Origin of the sequence: Micromonospora sp. NPDC005205 (assembly GCF_040608275.1) — a bacterium.
In the GTDB taxonomy this organism is placed as follows: Bacteria; Actinomycetota; Actinomycetes; order Mycobacteriales; family Micromonosporaceae; genus Micromonospora.
Genome location: NZ_JBEXHV010000010.1, coordinates 149,509 through 176,283 on the forward strand (window position 1 = coordinate 149,509; position 26,775 = coordinate 176,283).

At 70.6% G+C, this 26,775-nt stretch carries 30 protein-coding genes; 19 read left to right on the plus strand and 11 right to left on the minus strand.

What is annotated here, in order from left to right; genetic code table 11:
- Nucleotides 1-24 precede the first annotated feature (24 nt).
- The gene (locus ABZU43_RS19775) at nt 25-318 is read right to left on the minus strand and encodes a ferredoxin (protein ID WP_266242041.1); all 294 of its coding nucleotides are present in this window, start codon (nt 316-318) and stop codon (nt 25-27) included.
- Nucleotides 319-496: 178 nt separating this feature from the next.
- Between ABZU43_RS19775 and arc the strand changes: the two genes are divergently transcribed.
- Nucleotides 497-2,281 carry a proteasome ATPase gene (gene arc, locus ABZU43_RS19780; RefSeq protein WP_030332887.1) on the plus strand — a complete coding sequence of 595 codons (1,785 nt, stop codon included), beginning with the start codon at nt 497-499 and terminating at the stop codon, nt 2,279-2,281.
- A gap of 64 nt (nt 2,282-2,345) precedes the next feature.
- Here the strand turns inward: arc and ABZU43_RS19785 are convergent, their stop codons facing one another.
- Nucleotides 2,346-2,750: a GtrA family protein gene (locus tag ABZU43_RS19785; RefSeq protein ID WP_355007942.1), complete on the minus strand. Its 405-nt coding sequence runs from the start codon at nt 2,748-2,750 to the stop codon at nt 2,346-2,348.
- 120 nt (nt 2,751-2,870) lie between these two features.
- On the opposite strand from ABZU43_RS19785, the gene ABZU43_RS19790 reads away from it, so the two are divergent.
- The 8 genes from ABZU43_RS19790 to prcA all read left to right on the plus strand — a co-directional run bounded on the left by ABZU43_RS19790 (nt 2,871) and on the right by prcA (nt 10,043).
- Nucleotides 2,871-4,478, plus strand: coding sequence for a DUF2142 domain-containing protein (locus ABZU43_RS19790; RefSeq protein WP_355007943.1), 1,608 nt, complete (start codon nt 2,871-2,873; stop codon nt 4,476-4,478).
- A 37-nt stretch (nt 4,479-4,515) separates the two neighbouring features.
- A complete protein-coding gene (gene dop, locus ABZU43_RS19795) occupies nt 4,516-6,033 on the plus strand; it encodes a depupylase/deamidase Dop (RefSeq protein WP_355007944.1) in 1,518 nt (505 codons plus the stop codon).
- 113 nt (nt 6,034-6,146) lie between these two features.
- Entirely contained in the window at nt 6,147-6,707 is a 561-nt protein-coding gene (locus tag ABZU43_RS19800) for an acyltransferase (RefSeq protein ID WP_355007945.1), read from the plus strand.
- A gap of 3 nt (nt 6,708-6,710) precedes the next feature.
- Nucleotides 6,711-7,385, plus strand: a complete 675-nt coding sequence (locus ABZU43_RS19805; protein ID WP_355007946.1) for a hypothetical protein — start codon at nt 6,711-6,713, stop codon at nt 7,383-7,385.
- Nucleotides 7,386-7,493: 108 nt separating this feature from the next.
- Entirely contained in the window at nt 7,494-7,709 is a 216-nt protein-coding gene (locus tag ABZU43_RS19810; protein ID WP_030332902.1) for a ubiquitin-like protein Pup, read from the plus strand.
- A 6-nt stretch (nt 7,710-7,715) separates the two neighbouring features.
- The gene (locus ABZU43_RS19815) at nt 7,716-8,387 is read left to right on the plus strand and encodes an endonuclease VII domain-containing protein (protein ID WP_355007947.1); all 672 of its coding nucleotides are present in this window, start codon (nt 7,716-7,718) and stop codon (nt 8,385-8,387) included.
- Complete coding sequence (prcB, locus tag ABZU43_RS19820) at nt 8,306-9,145, plus strand: proteasome subunit beta (RefSeq protein ID WP_355007948.1); 840 nt, start codon at nt 8,306-8,308, stop codon at nt 9,143-9,145. Before ABZU43_RS19815 ends, prcB begins: the two co-directional genes overlap by 82 nt.
- A gap of 58 nt (nt 9,146-9,203) precedes the next feature.
- Nucleotides 9,204-10,043: a proteasome subunit alpha gene (prcA, locus tag ABZU43_RS19825; protein WP_355007949.1), complete on the plus strand. Its 840-nt coding sequence runs from the start codon at nt 9,204-9,206 to the stop codon at nt 10,041-10,043.
- A 49-nt stretch (nt 10,044-10,092) separates the two neighbouring features.
- Here the strand turns inward: prcA and ABZU43_RS19830 are convergent, their stop codons facing one another.
- From ABZU43_RS19830 to rfbB, 6 genes are read right to left on the minus strand one after another with little or no spacing between them, the layout of a single operon-like run.
- The gene (locus ABZU43_RS19830; RefSeq protein ID WP_355007950.1) at nt 10,093-11,121 is read right to left on the minus strand and encodes a glycosyltransferase family 2 protein; all 1,029 of its coding nucleotides are present in this window, start codon (nt 11,119-11,121) and stop codon (nt 10,093-10,095) included.
- Entirely contained in the window at nt 11,118-12,428 is a 1,311-nt protein-coding gene (locus tag ABZU43_RS19835) for a polysaccharide biosynthesis protein (protein WP_355007951.1), read from the minus strand. Before ABZU43_RS19835 ends, ABZU43_RS19830 begins: the two co-directional genes overlap by 4 nt.
- Nucleotides 12,425-13,126 carry a glycosyltransferase family 2 protein gene (locus tag ABZU43_RS19840; protein WP_355007952.1) on the minus strand — a complete coding sequence of 234 codons (702 nt, stop codon included), beginning with the start codon at nt 13,124-13,126 and terminating at the stop codon, nt 12,425-12,427. The genes ABZU43_RS19835 and ABZU43_RS19840 overlap by 4 nt, the downstream gene beginning before the upstream one ends.
- Nucleotides 13,119-13,490 carry a DUF2304 domain-containing protein gene (locus ABZU43_RS19845; RefSeq protein WP_112587313.1) on the minus strand — a complete coding sequence of 124 codons (372 nt, stop codon included), beginning with the start codon at nt 13,488-13,490 and terminating at the stop codon, nt 13,119-13,121. The genes ABZU43_RS19840 and ABZU43_RS19845 overlap by 8 nt, the downstream gene beginning before the upstream one ends.
- On the minus strand, nt 13,487-14,374 hold the full coding sequence (gene rfbD, locus ABZU43_RS19850) for a dTDP-4-dehydrorhamnose reductase (RefSeq protein WP_355007953.1): 888 nt from the start codon (nt 14,372-14,374) through the stop codon (nt 13,487-13,489). Before rfbD ends, ABZU43_RS19845 begins: the two co-directional genes overlap by 4 nt.
- Nucleotides 14,371-15,372 carry a dTDP-glucose 4,6-dehydratase gene (rfbB, locus tag ABZU43_RS19855; RefSeq protein ID WP_355007954.1) on the minus strand — a complete coding sequence of 334 codons (1,002 nt, stop codon included), beginning with the start codon at nt 15,370-15,372 and terminating at the stop codon, nt 14,371-14,373. The genes rfbD and rfbB overlap by 4 nt, the downstream gene beginning before the upstream one ends.
- 85 nt (nt 15,373-15,457) lie before the next feature.
- Between rfbB and rfbA the strand changes: the two genes are divergently transcribed.
- From rfbA to ABZU43_RS19875, 4 genes are all read left to right on the plus strand, one after another.
- Entirely contained in the window at nt 15,458-16,348 is an 891-nt protein-coding gene (gene rfbA / locus ABZU43_RS19860) for a glucose-1-phosphate thymidylyltransferase RfbA (protein ID WP_355007955.1), read from the plus strand.
- Nucleotides 16,345-16,968 carry a dTDP-4-dehydrorhamnose 3,5-epimerase gene (gene rfbC / locus ABZU43_RS19865; RefSeq protein WP_355007956.1) on the plus strand — a complete coding sequence of 208 codons (624 nt, stop codon included), beginning with the start codon at nt 16,345-16,347 and terminating at the stop codon, nt 16,966-16,968. Before rfbA ends, rfbC begins: the two co-directional genes overlap by 4 nt.
- Before the next feature lie 68 nt (nt 16,969-17,036).
- Nucleotides 17,037-18,395, plus strand: coding sequence for a Pup--protein ligase (gene pafA, locus ABZU43_RS19870; protein ID WP_210781723.1), 1,359 nt, complete (start codon nt 17,037-17,039; stop codon nt 18,393-18,395).
- Between the two features lie 79 nt (nt 18,396-18,474).
- Entirely contained in the window at nt 18,475-18,669 is a 195-nt protein-coding gene (locus tag ABZU43_RS19875; RefSeq protein WP_355007957.1) for a hypothetical protein, read from the plus strand.
- A gap of 102 nt (nt 18,670-18,771) precedes the next feature.
- On the opposite strand, the gene ABZU43_RS19880 is transcribed toward ABZU43_RS19875, so the two are convergent.
- Together ABZU43_RS19880 and ABZU43_RS19885 are read right to left on the minus strand one after the other, a co-directional pair.
- Nucleotides 18,772-19,857 carry a DUF3866 family protein gene (locus ABZU43_RS19880; protein ID WP_355007958.1) on the minus strand — a complete coding sequence of 362 codons (1,086 nt, stop codon included), beginning with the start codon at nt 19,855-19,857 and terminating at the stop codon, nt 18,772-18,774.
- 49 nt (nt 19,858-19,906) lie between these two features.
- Complete coding sequence (locus ABZU43_RS19885) at nt 19,907-20,911, minus strand: cation diffusion facilitator family transporter (RefSeq protein ID WP_355007959.1); 1,005 nt, start codon at nt 20,909-20,911, stop codon at nt 19,907-19,909.
- Between the two features lie 117 nt (nt 20,912-21,028).
- On the opposite strand from ABZU43_RS19885, the gene ABZU43_RS19890 reads away from it, so the two are divergent.
- The 6 genes from ABZU43_RS19890 (at nt 21,029) to ABZU43_RS19915 (ending at nt 25,878) form a co-directional block, all read left to right on the plus strand.
- The gene (locus ABZU43_RS19890) at nt 21,029-22,027 is read left to right on the plus strand and encodes a WYL domain-containing protein (RefSeq protein ID WP_355007960.1); all 999 of its coding nucleotides are present in this window, start codon (nt 21,029-21,031) and stop codon (nt 22,025-22,027) included.
- Nucleotides 22,024-23,073, plus strand: coding sequence for a YafY family protein (locus ABZU43_RS19895; RefSeq protein ID WP_355007961.1), 1,050 nt, complete (start codon nt 22,024-22,026; stop codon nt 23,071-23,073). Before ABZU43_RS19890 ends, ABZU43_RS19895 begins: the two co-directional genes overlap by 4 nt.
- Before the next feature lie 10 nt (nt 23,074-23,083).
- Nucleotides 23,084-23,329, plus strand: coding sequence for a hypothetical protein (locus ABZU43_RS19900; RefSeq protein ID WP_355007962.1), 246 nt, complete (start codon nt 23,084-23,086; stop codon nt 23,327-23,329).
- Nucleotides 23,330-23,488: 159 nt separating this feature from the next.
- Complete coding sequence (gene tatA, locus ABZU43_RS19905; RefSeq protein WP_124776013.1) at nt 23,489-23,803, plus strand: Sec-independent protein translocase subunit TatA; 315 nt, start codon at nt 23,489-23,491, stop codon at nt 23,801-23,803.
- A gap of 18 nt (nt 23,804-23,821) precedes the next feature.
- The gene (gene tatC / locus ABZU43_RS19910) at nt 23,822-24,772 is read left to right on the plus strand and encodes a twin-arginine translocase subunit TatC (RefSeq protein ID WP_355007963.1); all 951 of its coding nucleotides are present in this window, start codon (nt 23,822-23,824) and stop codon (nt 24,770-24,772) included.
- Nucleotides 24,773-24,936: 164 nt separating this feature from the next.
- Entirely contained in the window at nt 24,937-25,878 is a 942-nt protein-coding gene (locus ABZU43_RS19915; RefSeq protein ID WP_355008032.1) for a diacylglycerol kinase, read from the plus strand.
- Here the strand turns inward: ABZU43_RS19915 and ABZU43_RS19920 are convergent.
- Entirely contained in the window at nt 25,841-26,758 is a 918-nt protein-coding gene (locus tag ABZU43_RS19920; protein ID WP_355007964.1) for an EamA family transporter, read from the minus strand. The two genes, ABZU43_RS19915 and ABZU43_RS19920, sit on opposite strands and share 38 nt — an antisense overlap.
- Nucleotides 26,759-26,775: the final 17 nt, after the last annotated feature.

Sequence of the window (26,775 nt, forward strand, 5' to 3'; positions counted from 1 at the left end):
GGGCCGCGCGGCCCGGCCGGTGGGTCAGTCGTCCTCGGCGTCCGGGCCGGCGACCTCGACGCCGTCGCCACGCACCACGTGGATGCAGTCGCCCGGGCACTCCTTCGCGGAGTCGATCACCTCGAGTCGCAGGTGCGCGGGGACGTCGACCCGGCTGCCCGGTGCCATCCGCAGCTCACCGTCGACGCCCTTGACGTAGGCCAGGCCGTCGATGTCGAACTCGAACACCTCCGGCGCGTACTGCACGCAGAGCCCGTCGCCCGTGCAGAGGTCCTGGTCGACCCAGACCTGCAATTCGTCGGTCGCGACCTCGGCCACCTGTGCACCCCCCATGTTCTCCCGTCCCACGCTCCGACGGTACCCGAACGCCGGTAACGGCCCGTCAGGCCACCCTTGGCGATCAAGGTTCGGTGACGAGGGTGTTGCGTGGGACCGAATCGGCCTCATAGCGGCTAGTGTTAGGGCAGAACGTTCAAGCCCCCCGGGGAGGTGGGACGTGGCAGCACGTAGCGACGACGCGGACTCGCGCGCCGCACGGTGGGAGAAGGAAGCCCACGATCTCTCCACGCAGGTCGCGTTCCTGCAAGAGGAACTCGCCCTGGTGCGGCGCAAGTTGACCGAAAGCCCCCGACACGTCCGGCAGCTCGAAGAGCGGCTGGCGGCCACCCAGGCACAGTTGGCGCGGCTGACCGAGAACAACGACCGGCTGGTGAGCACCCTCAAGGAAGCTCGCACGCAGATCGTGACGCTCAAGGAGGAGATCGACCGGCTCGCGCAACCGCCGAGCGGTTACGGAGTCTTCCTGGCCAAGCACGAGGACGGCACGGTGGACGTCTTCACCGGTGGCCGCAAACTACGGGTCGCGGTCTCGCCCTCGCTCGATGTGGGTGACCTGCGGCGCGGCCAGGAGGTCCTGCTCAACGACGCGCTCAACATCGTCGACGCGTTCGGTTACGAGCGGGTTGGCGAAGTGGTGATGCTCAAGGAGATCCTGGAGGGGCCGAACGGCGGGCCGGGCGACCGGGCGCTGGTGGTCTCCCACTCCGACGAGGAGCGCATCGTGCACCTCGCCGAGACGCTCATCGGCTCGGCGATCCGGGCCGGTGACTCGCTCATGATCGAGCCCCGTTCGGCGTACGCGTACGAGCGGATCCCGAAGAGCGAGGTCGAGGAGCTGGTCCTGGAGGAGGTGCCCGACGTCGACTACGGCGACATCGGTGGCCTCCAGTCGCAGATCGAGCAGATCCGCGACGCGGTGGAGTTGCCGTTCCTGCACGCGGACCTGTTCCGTGAGCACCAGCTCCGCCCACCCAAGGGCATCCTGCTCTACGGCCCACCCGGCTGTGGCAAGACGCTCATCGCCAAGGCGGTGGCCAACTCGCTGGCCAAGAAGATCGCCGAGCGGCAGGGCAAGGAGAAGCACACCAGCTTCTTCCTCAACATCAAAGGCCCGGAGCTGCTCAACAAGTACGTCGGTGAGACCGAGCGGCACATCCGGCTGATCTTCCAGCGCGCCCGAGAGAAGGCCGGCGAGGGCACGCCGGTGATCGTGTTCTTCGACGAGATGGACTCGATCTTCCGAACCCGTGGCTCCGGTGTCTCCTCCGACGTGGAGAACACCATCGTTCCGCAGCTGCTCAGCGAGATCGACGGCGTGGAGGGGCTGGAGAACGTCATCGTCATCGGCGCCTCCAACCGGGAAGACATGATCGACCCGGCGATCCTGCGCCCCGGTCGCCTTGACGTGAAGATCAAGATCGAGCGACCGGACGCCGAGGCGGCCAAGGACATCTTCTCCAAGTACATCCTCTCCGGGCTGCCCCTGCACCCGGACGACCTGGCCGAACACGGCACCGACCCCCAGGCCACCGTAGCGGCGATGATCGACGCCGTGGTGCTGCGGATGTACTCAGAAACCGAGGAGAACCGATTCCTCGAGGTCACCTACGCCAACGGTGACAAGGAAGTCCTCTACTTCAAGGACTTCAACTCCGGCGCGATGATCCAGAACATCGTCGACCGGAGCAAGAAGATGGCCATCAAGGAGTTCCTCACCTCGGGTCGCAAGGGGCTGCGCCTTCAGCACCTGCTCGACGCCTGCGTCGACGAGTTCCGCGAGAACGAAGACCTCCCCAACACCACCAACCCCGACGACTGGGCGCGCATCTCCGGCAAGAAGGGCGAGCGGATCGTCTACATCCGCACGCTCGTCTCCGGCGGCAAGGGCGCCGAGGCCGGCCGGTCCATCGAGACCGCCAGCAACACCGGCCAGTACCTCTGACCCCAGCAGCGAGGGTGCCCACCATCCGGTGGGCACCCTCGCTGCGGGTATTCCAGAGCGGCGGTCAGGCAGCGAAGATCCACCGCTTCGACACCACGTAGTTCGCCGCCGACAGCGACGCCGTCACCAACAGCTTCGCCAGCAGGTACGGCGTGCCCGCCCAGGTCAACGCGGACACCAGCACCACGTTCGCGGTCAGGTTCGCGAGGACCAGCGCGAAGTAGCGCCCCACCTGCGGCACCATCTGGGCGGACGAGCCGAACGACCACGCCCGGTTCAGCCCGAAGTTGACCCAGAACGAGGTCAGGAACGACATCCCGGCCGCAACCGGCAGGACGATCCGGAGAACTCCGTGGTACACGAAGAGTGATCCCGTGTCCACGGCGACGCTCAGACCCCCGACGACCAGAAACCGCACAGCGCTGTGTCGGGACAGGTGGCGGACGGACTCGGCAACAGGTGACAGCAAAGAGTTCTCCAAGGGGGGACCCGGAGCGGTGAGGACGACGAGGGAGTCTATCGTCTGTCCATCTACCCAGCGGGGCCTGCCCGCGCGAGCCGCGAGGTTGACGTGCCTGATCCCGGAAGAGTGACGTTGCCGGCCACCAGCGGAAGCCCGGCGGCCACCATCAGCACAGGCCGACGACACTGGGCCCTCGCCTTCGCCGCATTCTTCCTGATCATTTTCGCCTGGTCGATGGCCGCCCCGTACGACGGCACCCCGGACGAGCGGGAGCACATCGTCCGAGCGGCCGGCGTCGCCGCCGGGCAGATCGCGCCCCCGCCCGCCGACGCGAAGAAGGGCACCGGCGCCTTCCAGACCGTTCCCGGTGGTCTCGTCCGCGAGCAGTGCTGGCAGTTCAAGAAGGAAGTCTCGGCGGCCTGCGCCCAGCCCCCCGGCAGCGACGACACACCGACCCGCGCCGGCACCGGGGCCGGTCGTTACTTCCCCGCCTACTACGCCCTCGTCGGCGCACCCACTGTGCTCTGGCCCGGCTGGTCCGGCGTCCTGCTCGCCCGCATGATCAGCGCCCTGTGCTCCGCCGCGCTGCTCGCCTGCGCGTACGTCGTGATCCGCAACCGGTCCCGCCGCGGCCTCATGATGGGCGCCCTGCTCGTCGTCACCACCCCGATGGCCGTGCACATGGCCAGCGCGGTCAACCCGAACGGCCTGGAGATCGCCGCCGGCATCGCCTTCTTCAGCGCGGTCATCCCCCTGCTCCTCGGCCCACCCGGCCCACGGCGCGGCCTCATCGTCCTCGTCGGCATCAGCGCGCTGCTCCTCGCTGTGCTGCGTCAGACCGGCCCGCTCTGGCTGGCGACCGCCTTCATCGCGTTCGCCTTCCCGCTGCGCCGCGGCAACCTCCTCGGCCTACTGCGGGACCGGGCCGCGCAGCTCTGGGCAGGTGGCATCGTCCTGTCCACCCTCGCCGTGCTCGCCTGGTCCGTCCGCCAGCAGACCTCCGACCTCGGCAACTACTCCGCCGACCGGCTCACCTACGGGCAGGCGGCCCTGCGTGAGGCCGACCGGTGGCGGGGATACCTCGACCAGATCGTCGGGGTCACCTCCTGGCTGGACACCCGGATGCCCGCCCCGCCCTACCTGATCTGGCAGCTCGTCGCCGGAGCGCTGCTGCTCATCGGGGTCGTCTGGGGCAGCACGCTCGACCGGTGGCGCCTGCTCGTGCTGCTCGGCGGCGGCGTGGCCGTCCCCTCCCTCATGCAGATCGCCCTGGTCAACGAGAGCGGCTTCGTCACCCAGGGCCGCTACATGCTGCCCATGCTGGTCGGCGTTCTGCTCTACGCCGCGTGGATCGCCGAACAACGCGGCTTCGAGGTGGCCCGGGCCCGCTCGTTCACCCGACTCGCTGTCCTGCTCCTCCTGCCGATCCAGCTGTTCTGCCTGGCGTACACGATGGTCCGCTGGCAGAACGGCCTGCCCGCCAACATCGGGCTGAGCAGCCTCAACCCCCTCGCCGGCGACTGGCACCCGGTGGTCGGCTCGGTGATCCCGCTGCTGAGCGCAAGCGTCGGCCTGGTGCTGTTCGGGTGGCTCGTCTGGACCACCGGCTCCGCCGCGACCGACGACCTGACGCCGCCCGCTGAGCATTCCGACACCGAATCCAGCGAACTGTCGCGGCCCGCCGGCACTCACCTACAGAGTGCAGGTGCTCAGGGCGGACTACGCTCGACCTGACGGTGGACCGGGTCGGGCGAGCGAAGCGGGTAGGTCGATGAGCGTAAGACGGATCATGGGCACCGAGGTCGAGTACGGCATCTCCGTGCCCGGGCAGGCCGGAGCCAACCCGATGGTCACCTCATCGCAGGTGGTCAACGCATACGGGGCACGCCCGGAACTCAACCGGGGCGGCCGGGCCCGGTGGGACTACGAGGAAGAGTCGCCGCTGCGCGACGCCCGCGGCTTCACCTACTCCGGTGCCGCGTACGACCCCGCCGAGGCCCTCGCGGACGAAGACCTGGGCCTGGCCAACGTGATACTCACCAACGGCGCACGGCTCTACGTGGACCACGCGCACCCCGAATACTCCACTCCCGAGGTCACCACCCCCAGGGACATCGTGCGCTGGGACAAGGCCGGCGAGCGGGTGATGGCCGAGGCTTCCCGCCGGGCCGCCACCATCCCGGGCACCCAGCCGATCCACCTCTACAAGAACAACACCGACAACAAGGGCGCCAGCTACGGTGCCCACGAGAACTACCTGATGCGCCGGCAGACGCCGTTCGCCGACATCGTGGCGTACCTGACGCCGTTCTTCGTCACCCGGCAGATCGTCTGCGGCGCCGGTCGGGTCGGCATCGGCCAGGACGGCGGCCAGAGCGGTTTCCAGATCTCCCAGCGTGCCGACTTCTTCGAGGTCGAGGTCGGCCTGGAGACCACCCTCAAGCGGCCGATCATCAACACCCGGGACGAGCCGCACGCCGACGCCGACAAGTACCGCCGGCTGCACGTCATCATCGGCGACGCCAACCTCTCCGAGATCTCCACCTACCTCAAGGTCGGCACCACCGCGCTGATCCTCACCATGATCGAGGAGAAGGCCCTCGGCGCCGACCTCGGCATCGCCGACCCGGTCAGCGAGCTGCGCGCCGTCAGCCACGACCCCGCCCTGACGCACCGCATGCGACTGCGCGACGGCCGCCGGCTCACCGCCCTCGACCTGCAATGGGCGTACCTGGAGCGGGTCCGGTCCTTTGTCGACGACCGGTACGGCACCGACGCCGACGAGCAGACCATCGACGTGCTCGACCGCTGGGAGAGCGTCCTGGACCGGCTCGGCCGGGATCCGATGCTCTGCGCCGACGAGTTGGACTGGGTGGCCAAGCTGCGGCTGCTGGAGGGCTACCGGGAGCGGGAGAAGCTTGGTTGGGGCTCGCACAAGCTCCAGCTCGTCGACCTTCAATATTCCGACGTCCGGACGGAGAAGGGCCTCTACCACCGCCTGGTCAGCCGGGGGGCGATGAAGACGCTGCTCACCGACGACGAGACGCGCAGCGCGATGACCGAGCCACCGGAGGACACCCGGGCCTACTTCCGCGGTCGCTGCCTCGCCCAGTACGCCTCCGAGGTGGTCGCCGCGAGCTGGGACTCGGTGATCTTCGACGTGGGCCGGGAGTCGTTGGTCCGGGTGCCGATGATGGAACCCGAGCGGGGCACCCGCGCGCACGTCGGGGCGTTGTTCGATCGCTGCGCCAGCGCCAAGGACCTGTTGGAGACGTTGACCGGGGGCTGAGATCCGGTGCCTCCGCCGGGAATCGGCCTGTGGCATGCTAGGCCGTCCCCCGATCCGTCGACCCACACGGTGACGCGATGCTCCCCTCAGCCCGGCAGGTTGGCCTGCGTGCGATGACCGTTGTACCGCTGTCGAACGCGTACGCCGGGCGTGCCAACAGCTTCGGCTTCCTGCGGCTCTGCTTCGCCGTCGCGGTCGTTCTCGCGCACACCGCGGTGATCGGGTACGCCCGACCGTTGACCGAGGTCGTCGACGTGGCCGGTCTGGGGGTGGCCGGCTTCTTCGGCATCTCCGGCTTCCTCATCACCCGCAGCGCCCGGCGGGCCAGCCTGCCCCGCTACCTGTGGCACCGTGCCCTGCGGATCTGGCCGGGCCTCTGGGTGTGTCTGCTGTTCATCGGCTTCGTGGTGGCCCCGATCGTCTGGTACGCCGATCGCGGCAATCTGGACGGCCTGTGGCGGCACCCGGCCGGCGTGGTCAACTTCCTGCAGGCGAACTGGTGGGGTGGCTACCGCCAACAGGGGATCATGGACGTCTTCCGGGACACGCCGTACGGCGACCTGGTGCGTAAGAGCGTCCTCGACGGCTCACTCTGGACGCTCAGTTACGAGATCTTCTGCTACCTGATCGTGGCTTCGCTGGCCGTGGTGGCGGTGCTGCGCCGTGCCCGATAGCTGGTGCTCGCGGCCGCCGTTCTCGTCTTCGGTCTGCTGCTCTGGAACCAGTACGAGGCGCTGCGCTTCGGCGGATCGACATACTTCACCAGCGGCTCCGTCGGCACGTTGCCGCTGCTCGGCACACTCAGCAAGATCTGGTTCCTGCGGTTCGGCTTCATGTTCCTGGTGGGCGCCGTGGCGGACCTCTACAGCGACAAGCTGCCCATCAGCGACGTCCTGGGCGTGCTCGCCATCGTGGTGACCGGTTGGCAGACCCTGGAGGGCCACCTGTTCGGCCCGGCGTTGCTCGCCTACGAGTACGCCATCCTCTACCTCGCGGTCCGGTTGCCACGGCTGCTGCACCGCGTGGGCCAGAAGAACGACTACTCGTACGGCATCTACATCTATTCCTTCGTCGTGCAGCAGATGCTGGCCTGGCTGGGGGCGGCCGCCTGGGGGTTCGTCGGCTACTTCGCGGTGGTCATGGTCTTCACCGTCGTCCTGGCGTTCCTGTCCTGGCATCTGGTGGAGAAGCAGGCGTTGCGGTTCAAGGACTGGACACCCCGCCTGCGGCGCGGGGCACCTCCGGCGGAGGCGTCGGAGGAGGAGCAGCGTGAGCCGGAGCGGGTCCCGGTGCCGGTGCCGGTGCCGGTGCCGGGCCCGGCACCGGCAGACGCCTCGTCTCCTCGGAGCTGACCGCTCCACGGCAATTGAAGGCCCCCGACCCGAACACGGCGGACGTGAGGGCTTTCTGTCGTCTGCACGGGGTAGATTTCTTCTCAGACGATCGTGGAGGAGACAGCCATGGCCACTCATGACAGCGGCGGCCAGTCGCAGTCCGGCAAGTCCCGTCAGGGCGAGGAAATCGAGGACGTCACCACCGAGGCCAACCCCGAGGTGGCCGAGCGGCACGCCGAGATCACCGAGGACGTCGACGACCTGCTCGACGAGATCGACTCCGTCCTCGAAGAGAACGCAGAAGAGTTCGTGAGGGGCTATGTCCAGAAAGGGGGTCAATAGGGGTATATGTCCGATTCACTGGGCCTCCCGGACAAGACGTGTCCGCAGTGCAGGAGAACGCTGGCCGGTACGGAGTTCCACCGTGACCGCCGCCGGGTAGATGGTCTCGCCTTCTACTGCAAAGCCTGTGCCGCCGTCCGGTCCGAGGCGAGCCGGCGCAAGCGCGGCATCGCCCCACAGCGAAAGTCGCCCACGCCCGTCGGTGAAGGTCTCAAGTGGTGTCCGGACTGCGAGCAGATCAAGGCTCTGGACGACTTTCCCACCACCACTACCAAGGCCAGCGGCCGGCACAGCTACTGCAAACCCTGCCATAATGCCCGTGGCAAGGAGGCGGCGCAGCGACTCTACGGCGGGACGCGCGAGTACCACCTGCAGCGTCGGTACGGCGTGGGTGAGAAGGAGTTTCAGGAGCTCCTGGCCGAGCAGGGCGGGGTCTGCCCGATCTGCGGCGGTGCCGACCCGCAACATCTGGACCACGATCATCGCACCGGATGGGTGCGCGGGATACTCTGCTTCAACTGCAACGGTGGTCTTGGCCAGTTCCGTGACAGTCCCATGAGGCTGGCCAGGGCGATCACGTACCTGAGAGGAACCACGTGGCAGCGGGCTTTGATCCATCCGGGCGTCTTCCAGATGTGTTCACCAACGCGGGGACGTCCTCCTTCACGACGTTTCTGAGTCGGGTGGCCCCCGAGATGTTGCCCGGTCGGCGACCGCTGCCGCCGGGCATGGCCGCCGACCTGGCGCCCCACGCGACCACCATCGTCGCCATCGCGGCGGCCGAGGGTGTGGTGATGGCGGGCGACCGACGGGCCACCATGGGCAACCTGATCGCGCAGCGCGACATCGAGAAGGTGCACCCCGCTGACGCGTACTCGCTGGTCGGCATCGCGGGCACCGCCGGTATCGGCATCGAGCTGATGCGACTGTTCCAGGTGGAGCTGGAGCACTACGAGAAGATCGAGGGCGCGATGCTCTCGTTGGACGGTAAGGCCAACCGGTTGGCCTCGATGATCCGGGGCAATCTGGGGGCGGCCATGCAGGGGTTGGCCGTGGTGCCGCTCTTCGCCGGGTTCGACCTGGCCGCCTCCGACCCGGCGCGAGCCGGTCGGATCTTCAGCTTCGACGTGACCGGTGGCCCGTACGAGGAGACCGGCTACGACGCGATCGGGTCTGGGTCGCTGTTCGCGAAGTCCGCGTTGAAGAAGCGGTTCCGGGCCGGGTTGTCCGTCGAGGACGCGACGCGGCTGGCGGTCGAGGCGCTCTACGACGCCGCCGACGACGACACCGCGACCGGTGGGCCGGATCTGACCCGCCGGATCTACCCCGTGGTGATGACCGCGACCGCCGAGGGCACCCGCCGGTTGACCGACCCCGAGACGGCGGCGATCGCCGAGGGCGTGGTTGCCGGCCGGATGGAGAACCCGGGCGGTTGAGACCCGCACCTCACCAGTCAGCAGTCGTCAGCACAGCGCCGTAAGGAGAACCGCCGACGTGGCCATGCAGTTCTACGCCTCTCCCGAACAGATCATGCGCGACCGCTCCGAGTTGGCCCGCAAGGGCATCGCTCGGGGTCGCAGCGCGGTGGTCCTCAGCTACTCCGGCGGGGTCCTCTTCGTCGCGGAGAACCTTTCCAGCGCCCTGCACAAGGTGAGCGAGATCTACGACAGGATCGGGTTCGCCGCGGTCGGCCGGTACAACGAGTTCGAGAACCTGCGCCGCGCCGGAGTCCGCATGGCCGACCTGAACGGGCTCAGCTACGACCGGCGTGACGTCACTGGTCGGGCCCTGGCCAACGCGTTCGCGCAGACCCTGGGTGCCATCTTTACCGAGCAGTCGAAGCCGTTCGAGGTGGAGATCTGCGTGGCGGAGGTCGGTGCCACCCCGGAGGCGGACGAGCTGTACCGGTTGACCTATGACGGTTCGGTGAACGACGAGCCGGGGCGGATGGCCATGGGTGGTCAGGCCGAGGCGATCACCGGTGTGTTGAAGTCGCAGCATCGGGCGGACATGTCCCTGGCCGAGGCGGTCAGGGTGGCGGTGCAGGCGTTGAGCAGCGTCGGTGGTGAGGGCGGTGCCGCCCGGACGATCGCCGCGAACCAGCTCGAGGTGGCGGTCCTGGACCGTCAGCGGATCGGACGCACGTTCCGGCGGATCACCGGTGCCGCCCTGACGGCTCTGTTGGACGGGGACGCGGCGGCCGAGGGGCAGGCGGCGGACGCGGCGGGCGGTCCCGCCGAGCCGGTTGTGCCGACCACGGAGGGGCACAAGCCGACGTCGTCGGCCGGTTCCGCGGACCTGGAGGACCGGCCCGCGGAGGGCGGCGAGCGTTAGGGTTCTGCCCGCCTGTGCCGGCCCCGTGTTCCGGGGCCGGCACCAGCGGTCATCCTCGGCGCAGCAGGGGCCGGGCCAGGGCCCAGTAACCGCCGGCGACGGCGTTGAACGCTCCCAGGCCGGGTGTGGTCGGCACCCCGGAGGGCGTGACCCGACCGGTCATCAGCTTCGCGATGACCCCGTCCGGCACCCGGCGTTCAGCCTGTAGCTGCCGTCGACGGCCGCGAACCCAGTCGCGGTTGCGCCACAACCAGCCCCAACCCCGCAGCTTCTGCCGGGACCAGCCTCCGGCGACCGCGGCGGTGAGCATGGCGGCCTCGGTGAGCAGCAGCGCCGGGGCGAGCACCACGAGTGTCCGCGCCTCGTAGGCGGTGAGCAGGGTGACCAGCCGGTTCCGCTCGACCAGGTAGAGCTTCAGGGCGTTGCGGGAGAACTCGTAGTGGTGCCGCACGACGGCGTCCGGCACGTACTCCAGTCGTAGTCCGCGCTGCCACAGGCGCAGGCTGAGTTCGGTGTCCTCGTGGTACGCGAAGTATTCGGCGGCGAAGCCGTCGAGCTCGCGCCAGAGCTGTCGGCTGATCACGAAGCAGCAGCCGCTGAGGGAGGGTACGGCCCGGCGTGCGGCGTGCTTGCTGGCCGGCTCGCCGTTGCCGCCGGCCCAGGAGAGGCCGGTGAAGTGCAGCGGGTTGCCGCTGGTGTTGATCAGCTCGGGGGTGTCTGCCAACCGGATCGACGCCATGGCCGCGCCTACGCCCGCTTCGGCGGCCACGGCGGTGGTCTTGGCCAGGGCGTCGGGTGCGACGACGGCATCGGAGTTGACGAACGCGAGCCAGTCACCGGTGGCCTCGGCGGCGCCGACGCGGCAGCCGCCGGAGTAGCCGGTGTTCTCCTCCGGTCGGATCACCCGCACCCCGGGCAGGCCCTTGACGATGTCGATGCCGTCGCCGGTGCAGCCGTTGTCGACGACGATGAGGTCGACCTCGACGTCGGTGCTGGCCAGCACCGCCTGGGCGGCGTCGACGAGGTAGGGCTCCGGGCCGTAGGCGAGCATGACGGCGCTCACCCGGGGTCGGGTCATCGGATGCCTCCGGATGCGGCAGGGGCAACGGCCTCGGCGAGCGGCCGGGCGGGGGTGGTGGGTCGGCTGAAGCCGCCGCGCAGCAGCATCGCCATGGTGGCGGCCACGATGACGGAGCCGATGGTGTACGCCAGTTCGACTCGCAGGGTGACCGGAGCCGGGATCAGCGTCACGGCGATCAGGGCGGCGACGCCGGCGGTCCAGGCGAGGGCCTGGGCGCGGTGCCGGTCGAGGGCGAGCAGGGCCTGACCGAGCACCATCGCCCAGAGGTAGGCGAGCGTGGCGGCCGCCAACCAGGCGAAGTCGCCGTGGCCGAGAACGCCGGGTGCGTCGAAGAGGGTGCCGACCAACCATGGGCCGAGCAGCACGGCGCCGAGGGCGCCGGTGAGGCCGAGCGCGGTGACGATGCCGAGCGCCCGACGCAGCAGGCTGTGGAAGCCTTCCTGGTCGCCGGTGGTGGCGGTGGTGGCCAGGCCGGGCAGCAGTGACGCCTGTAGGGAGCCGAAGACGAACAGGGGGATGCGGACCAGCACGAGGGCGGAGAGCAGTGCGCCGGCGGCTGCCGCGTCGGAGGGGGAGAGCAGCTGTACGTTGATCACCCCGATGTTCACCACGACCTGGGAGAGCAGGCTGGAGGCGGTGAGCAGGCCGAGGCCGCGTAGCAGCGTGGCCCAGGCGACCGGCGGGCCTCCGCCGATGGCGCGCAGCACCGGTGGCAGGGTGAGGAGGACGCTGACCAGGGGGGCGGCGACGAGCACGAGCCCGTACCAGACGGGCGACGTCACTCCGGCCAGCCCGAGCAGGGCCACCATGATGATCCGCAGGCCGCCGTCGATCCCGAGTTGAGCGCCGTACCAGGGGAACAGTTGCAGGCCGGAGAGGACGCCACGGGTGGCGTAGGCGACGGCCATCGCGGCGAGTGCGCCGATCAGCACGGTGACCAGGTTGCCGTCACCGGCGAAGAGCTTGTCGGCGAGCGGCTGGCGGCCGATGGTGACGGCCAACACCAGTACCGCGAGCATCACGGCGGCGACGGTGACGCCGCGGGCCAGCACCGGCCCGGGCGGCAGCCCCTGGCTGTGTCGGGCGGCGACGACCCGGGCGACCTCCTGCTCGATCGGCATGAACACGCCGATGCCGAGGGTGAACACGATCGACCAGAGCACCGACAGGGAGGAGTAGTCGGCCTGGCTGAGGCTGTGGCCGGCGACGGCGAGGTGAACGTAGGAGGCGAGCCCGAGAAGGGCCAGCCCGGCACCGACAGCGACGGTGCCGGGCGGGACCAGGCTCAGTAGCCGTCGGATCACCGGCGGATGAGCGCCAGCGTGAGGACGGCGAACGCGCGGCCGAGGTAGACCATCGCCTTGGCGGGGGAGTGGCTGGGCGTGCCCGCCATCCGCTTGCGCATGGCGACCGGCACCTGGCGGATGCGGAAGCCGCGGCGAGCGGTGTGCACCAGGGTCTCCACCGTGTCGCCGAGGTATTCGGCCGGGTACCAGCTGGCGAACATCTCGATGACCCGCCGGTTGGCGGCCCGGAAGCCGGAGGTGGTGTCGGTGAGCTTGGTGCGGGCGACCCGGGACAGCACGGCGGAGAGCATGACCATCGCCCAGCGGCGGGGGCCGCGGACGTTGTAGTCGCCCTCACCGGCGAAGCGGGCGCCGATGACGAGGTCGTTGTCGTCGAGCAGGTCGACGAGCTTCGGCACGTACCGGGGGTCGTGCTGGCCGTCGGCGTCGATCTGGATGGCGACGTCGTAGTCGTGGTCACGGGCGTAGCGGTAGCCGAGGCGCATGGCCCCACCGACGCCGAGGTTGTACGGCAGTTTGGCGACCAGGGCACCGGCGGCGGCGGCGACGGCGGCGGTGCGATCGGTGGAGCCGTCGTCGACGACGAGCACGTCGACGCCGGGCAGTTCGCCGCGGACCTCGCCGACGACGTCGGCGATCGAGCCCGACTCGTTGAGAGCCGGGATGATGATCAATGTGCGCTTGCCGTTAACCATCGGTCGACACCAGTTCGTCTCGGGCTGCCCGGTCCGCGTCGATCTCAGCGCGGAGCAGGGCGAAGTCTTCGGCCAGGGTGCGGGTCTCTTCTTCCAGAGCGCTGACCTCCCAGCTCAGGTGCACGCACACCAACAGCAGGAAGACGATGCCGAGGAAGAGCACCAGGCTGACACCGGAGGCGACGCCGAGGAGTTCGGCGACGTTGTCGAGCAGCCGGGGGAAAAGGGACAGCGGAATCACAATGATCAGTACGGCGAGCCAGAGCATGCCGTACTTCTCGCGCAGCTGACGGCGGCGCAACAGCTCGACGATGGTGCCGAGGAGCAGCAGGCCGGTCAGGCCGGTGACGAGGGTGAGCTTCATGCGACCTTCCACGGGGCGGGTGGAGCGGGGGAGTGGAACGCGTCAACCAGGGCGCTGTGCCAGTCTGGAAGCGGGGGTAGACCCACGGCTGCCCAGCGGCTGTGCCCTAGCACACTGTACGCAGGCCGTGGAGCGGGACGCGGATACCGGTCGCTGGTGGTGGGTCGGATCCGGTCCGGGTCCAGTCCGGCCAGCGTGAACGCGGCGCGCGCCAACCCGTACCAGGTCGTCTGCCCGGCGCAGGTGCCGTGGTAGACGCCGGGCGGCGCGTGACCGGCCAGCGCCGCGTCGGCGAGCGCGACGAGCCGTTCGGCGAGCGCGTACGACCAGGTGGGTTGGCCGTGTTGGTCGTCGACCACGTCGAGGTGTTCGTGCTGGGTGGCGAGTCGGAGCATGGTGGCCACGAAGTTCGGGCCGTGCGCGCCGTAGAGCCAGGCGGTGCGTACGACGTACCCGGTGTCGGGCAGCAGCCGCGCGACGGCCTGTTCGCCGACCAGCTTGCCGCGGCCGTAGGCGTTGACCGGCGCGATGGGCGCGTCCTCCGGGTACGGGGTGTCCGCGTTGCCGGCGAGGACGTAGTCGGTGGAGATCTGGATCAGCCGTGTTCCGTCGGTGGCGCATGCCGCGGCCAGGTTGGCCACGGCGTGGCCGTTGACGGCCGTCGCCGCGGCCTCGTCGGCCTCGGCGGCGTCGACGTTGGTCCACGCGCCGGCGTTGATCACCAGGTCGTGCCCAGCGACGGCGGTGCGGACCGCGGCGGGGTCGGTGATGTCGAGGTCGGCGCGGGTGGCGGCGGTCACCTTGAGGTCAGGTCGTGCACCCAGCACGGCGACCAGGTCCCGGCCGAGCATCCCGCCCGCGCCGGTGACGAGGAGTCGGGTCATGCGGTCGGCGCGGACTTGAGGGGTTCCCACCAGGTGCGGTTGTCCCGGTACCAGCGGACGGTGTCGGCGAGGCCCTGGTCGAGGGTGATGCTGGGGTGGTAGCCGAGCTCTTCGCTGATCTTGGTGATGTCGAGGGAGTACCGGCGGTCGTGGCCCTTGCGGTCGGTGACCGGGACGACCCGGTCCCACCCGGCGCCGCAGGCGTCCAGGAGTAGGCCGGTGAGTTCCTTGTTGGTCAACTCGGTGCCGCCGCCGATGTTGTAGACCTCACCGGCACGGCCCTTCTGCTGGACGAGGGCGATGCCCCGGCAGTGGTCGTGCACGTGCAGCCAGTCACGGATGTTGCCGCCGTCGCCGTAGAGGGGGACGGTGCCACCGTCGAGCAGGTTGGTGACGAACAGCGGGATGACCTTCTCGGGGAACTGGTACGGGCCGTAGTTGTTGGAGCAGCGGGTGACGACCACGTCCATGCCGTGGGTGCGGTGGTACGACAGCGCGAGCAGGTCGGAGCCGGCCTTGGATGCCGAGTACGGCGAGTTGGGGGCGAGTGGCCAGGTCTCGGTCCAGGAGCCCTCGTCGATCGAGCCGTAGACCTCGTCGGTGGAAACGTGCACGAATCGTCTGGTGCCGTGGCGCAGCGCCGCGTCGAGCAGCGTCTGGGTGCCCAGCACGTTGGTGGTGACGAACGGCGCGGCGCCCGCGATGGAACGGTCGACGTGTGACTCGGCGGCGAAGTGCACGATCACGTCGTGCTCGGCCACCGCCTCGTCGACAACCACCGGGTCACAGATGTCGCCCTGCACGAAACGCAGTCGCGGGTCGTCGCGGACGGGCTCGAGGTTGGCCAGGTTGCCCGAGTAGGTCAGCTTGTCCAGCACGGTCACGACGGCCGGCTCGAGCGTCGGCACGCTCTCCGCGCTGCCGAGGGGCTTGCCCAGCAGCAGGCGAACGTACTCCGACCCGATGAATCCGGCTCCGCCGGTGACGAGGATCCTCACGGGTCCGGAAGTATACGCGACGGACGGGGCGGCGCCCGGTGTGTGACCCCCGCACGACGTGTCCGGGTGCGGCTAGGCTTCCCCGATGCGCGGAATCCTACTTGCCGGCGGCACCGGGTCCCGGCTCTGGCCGATCACCCGGGCGGTCTCGAAGCAGCTGATGCCGGTCTTCGACAAGCCGATGATCTATTACCCGCTCTCCACCCTGGTGATGGCCGGGGTCCGGGAGATCCTGGTGATCACGACTCCGGACGATCAGGACCAGTTCCGTCGGCTGCTCGGCGACGGCAGTCAGTTCGGGCTGCGGCTGGAGTACGTCAGTCAGGAGCGCCCGGAGGGCATCGCGCAGGCGTTCATCCTCGGCGCGGACTTCATCGGCGCCGAGTCGGTGGCGTTGGTCCTCGGCGACAACATCTTCCACGGCGTGGGTCTGGGCGGGCAGCTCGCCGACCACAGTGACCTGGTCGGCGGGCGGGTCTTCGCCTATCAGGTGGCCAACCCGCAGGAGTACGGCGTGGTCGACTTCGACGCCGATGGTCGGGTGCTCTCGATCGAGGAGAAGCCGGCCCGGCCGAAGTCCCGCTACGCGGTTCCCGGCCTCTACTTCTACGACAACCGGGTGGTGGACATCGCCCGCAAGCTCACCCCGAGCGCCCGCGGCGAACTGGAGATCACGGCGGTCAACGAGGTGTACCGGGAGACCGGGGAGCTGGCGGTGACGGTGCTGGATCGGGGCACCGCCTGGCTGGACACCGGCACGTTCAGCTCGATGATGCAGGCCGCCGAGTTCGTCCGGGTGGTCGAGGAGCGGCAGGGGCTCAAGATCGGTTGCATCGAGGAGGTCGCCTGGCGGGCCGGCCTGATCGACGACGCGCAGCTGCGCGCGCTCGCCGAGCCGCTGACCAAGAGCGGCTACGGCACCTACCTGCTCGGTCTGCTCAGCGATCAGGCCGGCAACGACGGGGGTTCCTGGTGAAGATCCGGGAGCTGAGCATCGAGGGCGCCTGGGAGATCATCCCCCAGCAGCACGGTGACCCGCGCGGCATGTTCATGGAGTGGTACCGCTTCGACAAGCTCGCCGAGGTGGTGGGGCATCCGCTCCGGCTGGCCCAGGCCAACCTGTCGGTCTCCGCGCGCGGCGTGGTGCGCGGCGTCCACTTCGCCGACGTCCCGCCCGGGCAGGCCAAGTACGTCACGTGCGTGCGGGGCGCTGTCCTCGACGTGGTCGTGGACCTGCGGGTCGGCTCGCCGACCTTCGGTCGTTGGGAGGGCGTCCGGCTGGACGACACCGACCGTCGGGCGGTCTACCTCAGCGAGGGGCTGGGGCACGGGTTCTGCGCGTTGACCGACGACGCGACGTTGAGCTACCTCTGCTCGACCACCTACAACCCGACCGGCGAGCACGCCGTGCACCCGCTGGACGAGGAGTTGGGCATCGAGTGGCCCGCCGACGTTCCACTGCTGTCCGCGCGCGACGACGCGGCGCCGACTCTGGCGCAGGTCCGCGAGCGGGGCCTGCTCCCGGAGTACGACAGCTGCCGGCAGTTCGCGGCGAGCCTCGGCCCGGACGGAATGTCGCACTCAACCGGTATGTGACCGCGCTCGGGGCACGACCTGTGGTCTGACAGTGACGAACCGGGCCTCCGGGCGGCTAATGTCTCACCATGGAGCGGCGAATCTTCGGCCTCGAGACCGAGTACGGCGTCACCTGTACCTATCGCGGGCAGCGGCGGCTGTCCCCGGACGAGGTCGCGCGGTATCTGTTCCGTCGCGTGGTGTCCTGGGGCCGGTCGAGCAATGTCTTCCTACGCAATGGGGCCCGGCTCTACCTGGACGTCGGGTCGCATCCGGAGTACGCGACACCGGAGTGCGACTCGGTGACCGATCTCGTCGCCCACGACCGGGCCGGCGAGCGGATCCTGGAGGGCCTGCTCGTCGACGCGGAGAAGCGGCTGCACGACGAGGGCATCGCGGGTGAGATCTACCTGTTCAAGAACAACACCGATTCGGCCGGCAACTCGTACGGCTGCCACGAGAACTACCTGGTCTCCCGACACGGCGAGTTCGGCCGGCTCGCCGACGTGCTCATCCCGTTCCTGGTCACCCGGCAGTTGATCTGCGGGGCCGGCAAGGTCCTGCAAACCCCACGCGGCGCGGTCTACTGCCTCTCGCAGCGGGCCGAGCACATCTGGGAGGGCGTCTCCTCGGCGACCACCCGCAGCCGCCCGATCATCAACACCCGCGACGAGCCGCACGCTGACGCCGAGCGCTACCGACGGCTGCACGTGATCGTCGGCGACTCCAACATGAACGAGGTCACCACGCTTCTCAAGGTCGGCACCGCCGACATCGTGCTGCGGATGATCGAGGCCGGGGTGGTGATGCGCGACCTGTCCCTGGAGAACCCGATCCGGGCCATCCGGGAGGTGTCGCACGACATCACCGGCCGGCGCAAGGTGCGGTTGGCCAACGGCAAGGAGGTCAGCGCGCTGGACATCCAGCAGGAATACCTCGCCAAGGCCACCGAGTTCGTCGAGCGACGCGGCGGCGACCAGGCCGCCAAGCGGGTCGTCGAGCTGTGGGGCCGGGTGCTCAACGCGGTGGAGAGCGGCGACCTGGAGCCGGTCTCCCGGGAGATCGACTGGGTCAGCAAGTTGCGGCTGATCGAGCGCTACCAGCGCAAGCACGACCTGCCGCTGTCGCACCCCCGGGTGGCGCAGATGGATCTGGCCTACCACGACGTGCGCCGCGGCCGGGGCCTCTACGGGCTCCTGGAGCGCCGTGGCGACGTCGACCGGGTGGCCACCGACCCGGAGATCTTCGAGGCCAAGGAGACCCCACCGCAGACCACCCGGGCCCGGCTGCGGGGCGAGTTCATCAGGCACGCCCAGGAGAAGCGCCGGGACTTCACCGTCGACTGGGTGCATCTGAAGCTCAACGACCAGGCGCAGCGCACCGTGCTCTGCAAGGACCCGTTCCGGGCGTACGACGAACGGGTGGAGCGGCTGATCGCCAGCATGTGACCGGTTGCCGGCCCCGTCGACGCGCTGCGTCGACGGGGCCGGTCAGCCCGGCGCACCGAGCGGTTAAGCTGAGCGCGCCATGACGACTTCTGGACCTTCCGACCGCCCCGAGCGCGGCACCGAGCGGCAGAACTGGATCGAACGCCGGCGGGAGAAGATCCGCGCCGAGGTCGACCGTAACCGGCGCGGTGACTACACAGTGCCGACGTGGGTGCTGGCCCTGGCGCTGGCGCTCATCGTGGGCGGCTGGCTAGCCCTGATCTTCCTGGCCTGACCCGGACGCACCCTCTTCAGCCCGCGATGATCATGGGGCTATTGCCATGACACGCCGAGGCGGAGCGCAATAACTTCATGATCGACGCGGACTGGGCGGGGGTCAGGGGAGCAGGGTTGCCGCGTGGCGGCCGGCGGCGGCTGCTGCCAGGAAGTAGGCGTGGTCGGCGTCGAGGCCCCGACCCATCGTGGACAGCGGCACCGCGCTGGCCCGCAGCGCGGCGTCCAGACCGTCGGTGAGCACGCGGACGATCCGGTGCCGGGCCGCCAGGGGCGCCAGCGCCGCGTCCACCTCGGCGGCAAGGGCCGGGTCCAGGTCGTCGGGCACCACCAGCTCCGCCGCGGCGAGCGCCACCCGGCCGTACGCGGTGAGGCTGTGGTGTGACACGCCCCGGTGTCGGGGGCGGAGGTCGGCGTCGGAGATGCGCAGCGAGCCGACCGGCTTCCCGCCCAGCGTGGCGATCGCGTTGACCGCCTCGCCGACGGCGACGCCGGAGAAGCCCCACCGGGTTCCGGTGCCCAGGTTGCCGGGCCCCTGGGCCACGATCGCCACGTCCGCGTCGAGTACGTGGCGGGCGGCGAGCAGACCACCGTGCAGGGTGGTGGCCTCCAGGTCGCCACCGAATGCCTGCCCGACGGTGATCGTGCCAACCAACTCGCCCCGCAGCCCGGCGAGGGTACGGGAGAACCAGGCGGGCAGCGCCCCACCATCGGTGAGCAGGTACGCCACCCGCGCCTGCGGGGCGTCGGCCCGGATGCCGGCCAGGATCGCCGGGAGCGCCGAGTGCAGGTCGGCGGTGACCACCGGCAGGCCGCCCAGGTCGTCCGCGTCGGCCAGCACGTCGCGGTGCGGGGAGGCCTCCTCGTCGACGCCGAGGAGGATCGGCTGCAACGGCGTGTAGCGGGCCTTGACCAGATGCCCGGCGTCGCGGGTGTCGGCTACCTCCGGCGGGTCCGGCGGCAGTCGGTCGGGCAGGGCGACCACCAGGGCGTACCCGCCGGTGCCCAGCCCCATCAGCAGCGCGCCCGCGTTGAGCAGCACCCGGTCGCCGGGCTGGGGCGTGCCGACCAGCTCCGGGTACGCGAGGGCCCGCATCCGCGTGCCGTCGGGCAGCTCGACGTCCAGCTCCACCGCCCCGGTCCACTGCCGTCGCAGCGTCGCCACCGTCCCCGTACGCCATCGCACCATGACGGGCACGCTAGCCGCGCGGGCGTGGCGGCCCGCGCCCGGGTGCGGGTCAGGCCGGCTCGGGGCCGCCGGCGTCCGGGCTCGGCCCGGCCTGGGTGTGCCGGGCGGTGCCGGTGGCGCCCGGCATCGAACGGGTCGGGTCGAGGAAGACGAAGCGAATCTCCGGGTACCGGTTGGTGAGCCGCCGCTCGGCCTCGTCGGCGCTGGCCTCGATCTGCGCGCCGGTGGCCTCGTCGCGGAAGTCGACCTTCGCGGCGACCAGGATGTCCTGCGGGCCGAGCTGCATGGTCAACAGGGTGTCGATGCGTTCCACCTCGGGCAGTCCGGCCAGATCCTGCTCGATCTCGTGTCGCAGCCGCTCCGGGACGGCCCGGCCGACCAGCAGCGACAGGTTGTTGCTGGCGAGGATCCCGGCGACGGTCAGCAGCAGGAGCCCGATCAGGATCGACGCGACGCCGTCCCACACCTCGTCGCCGGTGGCGTGCGACAGACCGACGCCGAGCCCCGCCAGCACCAGACCGATCAGGGCCGCGCTGTCCTCCAGGAAGACCGCCTTGACTGTGGTGTCGGCGGTCAACCGCAGGAACCGCCGAGGCGTGGTCCGCCAGCGCCGCGACTCGCGGCGGACCTGCCGCACGGCCCGGGCCAGGGAGACCGACTCGATGACGAAAGACACCCCGAGCACGATGTACGAGATCAGGTAGTCGCCGCTGTGCTTGTGCACCAGGATCGTGGTGACGCCGTGGGTGACGGCGAAACCGGCGCCGGCGACGAACGTGAACATGGCGGCGAAGAACGCCCAGACGTAGCTTTCCTTGCCATACCCGAAGGGGTGTCGCTGGTCGGCCGGGCGGGCGCCGCGGCGCAGCGCCTGGAAGAGCAGCACCTCGGTGGTGGTGTCGGCGATCGAGTGCGCCGCCTCGGAGAGCATCGCGGCTGATCCGGAGATCAGCCCGGCGATCAGCTTGGCGACCGCGATGGCGAGGTTGGCCGCCCCGGCGACGACGACGGTGCCGACGCTCTCGCTCTCGGGTCTGGCCTCCGCTTGCGACATGAGGATCACCCTATGACCGCTGACGGCGACGCGCCGGGGGAGGCCCGATCCGAACAAGTGTGCGGCACGCCCGCGCGGGTGCGCGGTGTGGGCGGGTCGGCTGCTAGCGTCTACCGCGTGTCGCGGACCCGCACCGAACGCCTGGTCAACCTGGTGATCTGCCTGCTGTCCACGCGACGGTTCCTGACCGCCGCGCAGATCGCCGCGACCGTGCCCGGTTACGAGCACGATCCGGACGACGCGCGCGACCACGAGGCGTTCCAACGCAAGTTCGAGCGGGACAAGGCCGAGCTTCGCGAGCTGGGTGTCCCACTGGAGACCGGCACGGCGAGCGCCTTCGACGCCGAGCCCGGCTACCGGATCGCCCACCGTGAATACGCGCTGCCCGACATCCTCCTCGAACCGGACGAGGCCGCCGCGGTCGGCATCGCCGCCCGGCTGTGGCAGCACGCCGGGTTGGCCGCCGCCGCGTCGTCGGGGCTGGCCAAGCTGCGCGCCGCCGGAGTGGACGTGGACCCGCAGGCGACCCTCGGCCTGGAGCCGATGGTCACTGTCGACCCGGCGTTCGCGCCGCTGACCGCCGCCGCCCGGGACCGCCGCGAGGTGGGATTCGACTACCGGGTGCCCGATCGCGACGCGCCCACCCGGCGACGGTTGCAACCGTGGGGCGTGGTCTGCTGGCGCGGCCGGTGGTATGTGGTCGGCCACGACCAGGACCGTGAGGCGACCCGCTGCTTCCGGCTGTCCCGGGTCGTCGGCGCGGTCCGGGTGACCGGCGCCCCCGGCGCGTACGAGCCGCCGGCCAACGTCGACCTGATCAGCCACGTGGCCCGCTGGTCGGGTCCGGCGGAGCGCACCGGTCGGGCCACCGTGCTGGCCGCACCCGGGCGGGCCGCCGGGCTGCGCCGTTGGGCGGTGGAGGTGACCGCTGGGCCGGACGGCGACTGGCTGGTCCTGCCGTACGCCGAACCGGACGGGCTGGCCGGTCATCTTGTCGGCTACGGCCCGGACGTGCGGGTCATCGACCCACCGGAGGTCCGCGAGGCGGTCATCCAACGACTCAAGGAGATCGCCGTGCGCCACGACGAGCTGGCCGTCGGCGGGGGTGCCCGGTGAGCCGCCCGGCCGCCCGCAACGGCTCCCGCGCGTCCGCCGACCGGCTGGCCCGACTGCTCAACCTGGTGCCCTACCTGCTGGCCCGGCCCGGCATCGAGATCGCCGAGGCGGCCGGTGACCTGGGCGTCACCGAGCGCCAGCTCCGGGAGGATCTGGAGCTGCTCTGGGTGTGCGGGCTCCCCGGGTACGGCCCCGGTGACCTGATCGACATGGCGTTCGACGGTGACCGGGTGACCATCACCTACGACGCCGGCATCGACCGGCCGTTGCGACTGACCCCCGACGAGGCCCTGGCCCTCGTGGTGGCGCTGCGCATGCTGGCCGAGACGCCCGGGGTGGCCAACCGGGAGGCCGTCGAACGGGCCCTCGCCAAGATCGAGGCCGCGGGTGACCTGGTGGGTGCGCCGGTGGCGGTCCGGTTGCCCGGGGACGCCCCGCGGGTCGAGGCGTTGCGCGGCGCAGTGGAGGGCGGCAGGGCCCTGCGGATCACCTACTACACGGCCGCCCGGGACGAGACCACCGAGCGGGTCATCGACCCGCTGCGGATGCTGATGGTCGGCGGGCGGGCGTACGTGGAGGCGTGGTGTCGGCGCGCGGAGGCCGTCCGGCTGTTCCGCGCCGACCGGATCGACGCGGTCACCGAGCTGGACGAGCCGGCCACGGTGCCGCCGCAGGCCGTCCCGCACGACCTCACCGAGGGCGTGTTCCGCCCCTCGGCCGACCTACCGTTGATCACCCTGCGCATCGGTCGGGGCGAACGGTGGATCACCGAGTACTACCCGTGCGAGCGGGTCGAGGCCGGCGACGGCGACCAGTGGCTCGTCTCCCTGCGGGTCACCGACCTGGGGTGGGCCCGCCGTTTCGTGCTGGGCCTCGGCCCGGAGGTGACAGTGGTCGCCCCAGTGGAGTTGGCCGAGCAGGTGCGGGCGACGGCGGCCGCCGCGCTGGATGCGTACGCCGTGCCCGCGGCCGTACCCCGGCTGCCCGAGGTCGACCCGGAGCGCGCGCCGTCGGGTGACCCGGCGGTGGCCGGCCGCACCCAGTAGGCTGACCGCCGTGCTGATCTGGATCGTGCTCGCGGTGGTGCTGCTACCCCTCGTGGTGCTCGCGTTGGCCGTGCGCCCGCTGCTGGCCCGGCTGCCCCGACTGCGCCGCGCCGCCGTGGCGTTGCAGCGGCGTGCCGCCGAGGCCGAGGCGCTGCGGGACACCGCCGAGGCGCTGCAACAGCGTGCCGAGGAAGTCCAACGTCGGCTCGACACCACGTCCCAGCGACTCGCGGTGATCAAGGCCAAGCGCGGCTGATCGGGTACGCGCCCGGCGATGGTTGACGGATCATCGCGGGTTGGTCAAGACTTCACCCTCCCGCCCAGACCACCACCACCCAGTGGGTGGCGGGCAGCCGATCCGCACGTACGATGGGCTGCGTACCACCCCCCGGACACAGAGCGACTGGAGCTTCTCATGGGTGCCCTCAAGCCGTGGCACATCGCTGTTCTCGTGGTTGTGCTGATCCTGCTCTTCGGTGCGAAGCGGCTCCCCGACGCGGCCCGTTCGCTGGGTCGGTCGCTGCGGATCATCAAGGCCGAGACGAAGAGCCTGCAGGATGACGACCGCGACCTCGCCGAGAAGGCCGACGCGCAGGCCGGCTACCAGCCGCTGCCGCCGCACGCCGGGCAGCAGGCGCCGTACACCGGCCAGCCGCAGCAGGCCCCGTACCAGCAGGCCCCGCCGCAGCAGCCGGTCGTCGACCCGGTGCACCGCGTCCGCGACAACTGACCGAAGGGCCCCACTCCCGTGGCCTTCGCACTGCGTAAACGCGGCCCCAAGTCGTTCGAACGGGCCGCCGACGGCTCGATGACGCTCATCGAGCACGTTCGTGAGCTGCGCAACCGTCTGTTCCGCGCGTCCGTGGCGATCCTCATCGGGTTCGGCTTCGGTTTCTGGTTGGCCAAGCCGGTGCTGCACCTGCTCCAGCAGCCCTACTGTGACCTGCCGCAGGCCCGATATGTCGACGGCAAGTGCGAGTTCGTGCAGCTCGGCCCGGCCGACCTGTTCCTGCTCAACCTGAAGGTCGCGCTCTGGGTCGGGTTGATCGTGGCCGCGCCGATCTGGCTGTACCAGCTCTGGGCGTTCATCGCGCCCGGCCTGCACCGGCACGAGCGGCGCTACGCGTACTTCTTCACTGCCCTCGCCGCGCCGCTGTTCGCGGCCGGTGCGGTGCTGGCGTACTTCGTCACGGCCAAGGGCCTGGAGTTCCTGCTCAGCATCTCGGACAGCGAGATCAGCACGACCTTGGAGATCACCAAGTACATCTCCTTCGTCACCAACCTGATCCTGTTGTTCGGCGTGGCCTTCGAGTTCCCGCTCGTCGTGCTGATGCTCAACTTCGTGGGCATCGCCAGCGCGAAGCGGTTGCTCAGCTGGTGGCGGGTGGCGATCTTCGTGTTCTTCGCGTTCTCCGCCGTGGTCACCCCGACGCCGGACCCGTTCGGAATGACGGCCCTGGCGATCTGCCTCTCCGCTCTCTACTTCGGTGCGGTGGGCGTCGCCTTCCTCAACGACAAGCGGCGTGGGCGCGGCAAGGAGATCTACGCCGGCATCGACGACGACGAGGTGTCGCCGTTGGAGTTCGACGCGGACCCGGTCGTGGCCGGGCAGCGGGTCGACTCGGCAGCGCCGATCGGCGAACCCGAGCCGATCGCCAAACCGGCGCCGATCGAACGCCGCTACGACGACATGACCTGACGGCTCCGCGCCGACCGGTCCACCGACGCCGTCCCCGTCTTTCGGGGGCGGCGTCGTCGCGTCACCTGCCGCGCAGGCGGCGGAACTGTTGGTGACGGCACCTGCCCCTGGGGAACGGCGGGTGTCCGACCGGTACGGTGCTGCCCGTGACCGAAGACGACCACCTGCCCGGCCCGGTCGCCGGCGAACCCGTCGACCGCGCCCCGCTCGCCGGTGGGCCGGTGGCAGTGCTCACGAACCCGTCCGCCGGTCGGGGACGGTACAGCGCACTGCTGCCCCGGTTGTTGGACGGGCTGGCCGACGCGGGTCGGCCACTTCGAGTGCTGTCGGCGTCCACCCCGGGCGAGGCGGAGGCGGCATGCCGTCAGGCGGTCGCGGACGGCGCGGGTGCGCTGGTGGCGGTCGGTGGGGACGGCACCGTGCACCGCGCGTTGCAGGCGGTCGCCGGGACCGACGTGCCGTTCGGCCCGATCCCGGCCGGCACCGGCAACGACTTCGCAGTGGACACCGGCTTTCCGGCCGACCCCCTCGCTGCGGCGGCGGTGATCGCCGAGGCGGTACGCGACGGCCGCAGTCAACCGGTCGACCTGGCCCGGATGGTGGGAGTCGACGGCGTCGAGCGCTGGTACGGGGCGGTCCTCGCGGCCGGCTTCGACGCGATCGTCAACGAGCGGGCCAACCGGATGCGCTGGCCCCGCGGCCCGCGCCGATACGACCTGGCGATCCTGGTCGAGCTGGCCCGGCTGCGCCCACGCCGCTACACGCTGCGCCTCGACGGGGTGCCGCACGACCTGGACGCAGTGCTCGTGGCGGTGGGCAACTGCCCCACGTACGGCGGTGGGATGCGGATCTGCCCCGACGCCGACCCGACCGACGGGCTGCTCGACGTGGTGGTGGCGGGTCGGGTCAACCGGCGCACCCTGATCCGGGTGAAGCCGCGCATCTACCAGGGCACCCACATCAGTCATCCGCTGGTGCGCAGCTTCCGGGCCCGCACGGTGGAGTTGGCGGCCGAGGGCATCACGTCGTACGCCGACGGGGAACGCTCCCTGGAGCTGCCGGTGACGATCAGCGCGGTTCCGGGCGCCGTGCGGCTGCTGCGTTGACCCGTACCGCGCCGATGCTGGCGGCGATCACCAGCACGATGGCGGTGCACTCCAGCACTGTCAACTCCTGCCGCAGCACCAGCCAGCCGGCGAGGGTGGCGACGGCCGGGCCGAGGCTCATCAGCACGGCGAAGGTGGCGGTGGGCATCCGCCGCAGCGCCATCAGCTCCAGGGTGTAGGGCAGCCCGGAGGCGAGCACGGCGAGAGCGGCGCCGAGGGCCAGCACCTGCGGGTCGAGCAGCGCCGCGCCGCCGTCGACGATGCCCAGCGGCAGGGTGACCAGCGCGGCGACGGTCAGCGCCAGGGCCAGCCCGTCCGCGCCGGGAAAGCGGCCGCCGACCCGGGCGCTCAGCACGATGTACGCGGCCCACATGGCGCCCGCGCCGAACGCGAAGGCCACCCCGACCGGGTTCAGCCTGTCAAAGCCGCCCTGCCCGAGCAGCGCCACCCCGGCCAGCGCGAGCCCCGCCCAGCCCCAGCTGGTCAGTCGGCGGGCGGAGAACACCGACAGCGCGAGGGGGCCGAGCACCTCGAGCGTCACCGCCGGGCCGAGCGGGATGCGTTCGATGGCCTGGTAGAACAGCGAGTTCATGCCGGCCAGCGCCAGCCCGAACGCGCCGGCCGCCAGCCAGGCCGACCGGTCGTGTCCGCGCAGGCGGGGCCGGCACACGACGAGCAGCAGCACCGCCGCGATGGTCAGCCGCAGGGTCACCGCGCCGGCCACCCCGGTACGCGGGAAGAGCAGCGCGGCCACGGCGGCGCCGAACTGCACCGACAGGGCCCCGCCGAGCACCAGCCCCACCGCGACGACGCCACCGCCCCGGGCTGGTGGCGTTTCTGCCGGTGCCGTCGTGGGCAGCAGGATCTCGGTCACGGGCACGACGGTAGGCCGTCCGC

Bases quoted from the DNA above. Each gene is read 5' to 3' on its own strand.
- ABZU43_RS19880 (WP_355007958.1), bottom strand. From the start codon at position 19,857: ATGGTGCGATGGCGTACGGGGACGGTGGCGACGCTGCGACGGCAGTGG.
- ABZU43_RS19885 (WP_355007959.1), bottom strand. From the start codon at position 20,911: ATGTCGCAAGCGGAGGCCAGACCCGAGAGCGAGAGCGTCGGCACCGTC.
- rfbD (WP_355007953.1), bottom strand. From the start codon at position 14,374: ATGACCCGACTCCTCGTCACCGGCGCGGGCGGGATGCTCGGCCGGGAC.
- ABZU43_RS19845 (WP_112587313.1), bottom strand. From the start codon at position 13,490: ATGAAGCTCACCCTCGTCACCGGCCTGACCGGCCTGCTGCTCCTCGGC.
- dop (WP_355007944.1), top strand. From the start codon at position 4,516: ATGAGCGTAAGACGGATCATGGGCACCGAGGTCGAGTACGGCATCTCC.
- ABZU43_RS19840 (WP_355007952.1), bottom strand. From the start codon at position 13,126: ATGGTTAACGGCAAGCGCACATTGATCATCATCCCGGCTCTCAACGAG.
- ABZU43_RS19800 (WP_355007945.1), top strand. From the start codon at position 6,147: ATGACCGTTGTACCGCTGTCGAACGCGTACGCCGGGCGTGCCAACAGC.
- ABZU43_RS19875 (WP_355007957.1), top strand. From the start codon at position 18,475: ATGACGACTTCTGGACCTTCCGACCGCCCCGAGCGCGGCACCGAGCGG.
- tatA (WP_124776013.1), top strand. From the start codon at position 23,489: ATGGGTGCCCTCAAGCCGTGGCACATCGCTGTTCTCGTGGTTGTGCTG.
- ABZU43_RS19830 (WP_355007950.1), bottom strand. From the start codon at position 11,121: ATGACCCGACCCCGGGTGAGCGCCGTCATGCTCGCCTACGGCCCGGAG.
- ABZU43_RS19810 (WP_030332902.1), top strand. From the start codon at position 7,494: ATGGCCACTCATGACAGCGGCGGCCAGTCGCAGTCCGGCAAGTCCCGT.
- rfbA (WP_355007955.1), top strand. From the start codon at position 15,458: ATGCGCGGAATCCTACTTGCCGGCGGCACCGGGTCCCGGCTCTGGCCG.
- ABZU43_RS19815 (WP_355007947.1), top strand. From the start codon at position 7,716: ATGTCCGATTCACTGGGCCTCCCGGACAAGACGTGTCCGCAGTGCAGG.
- pafA (WP_210781723.1), top strand. From the start codon at position 17,037: ATGGAGCGGCGAATCTTCGGCCTCGAGACCGAGTACGGCGTCACCTGT.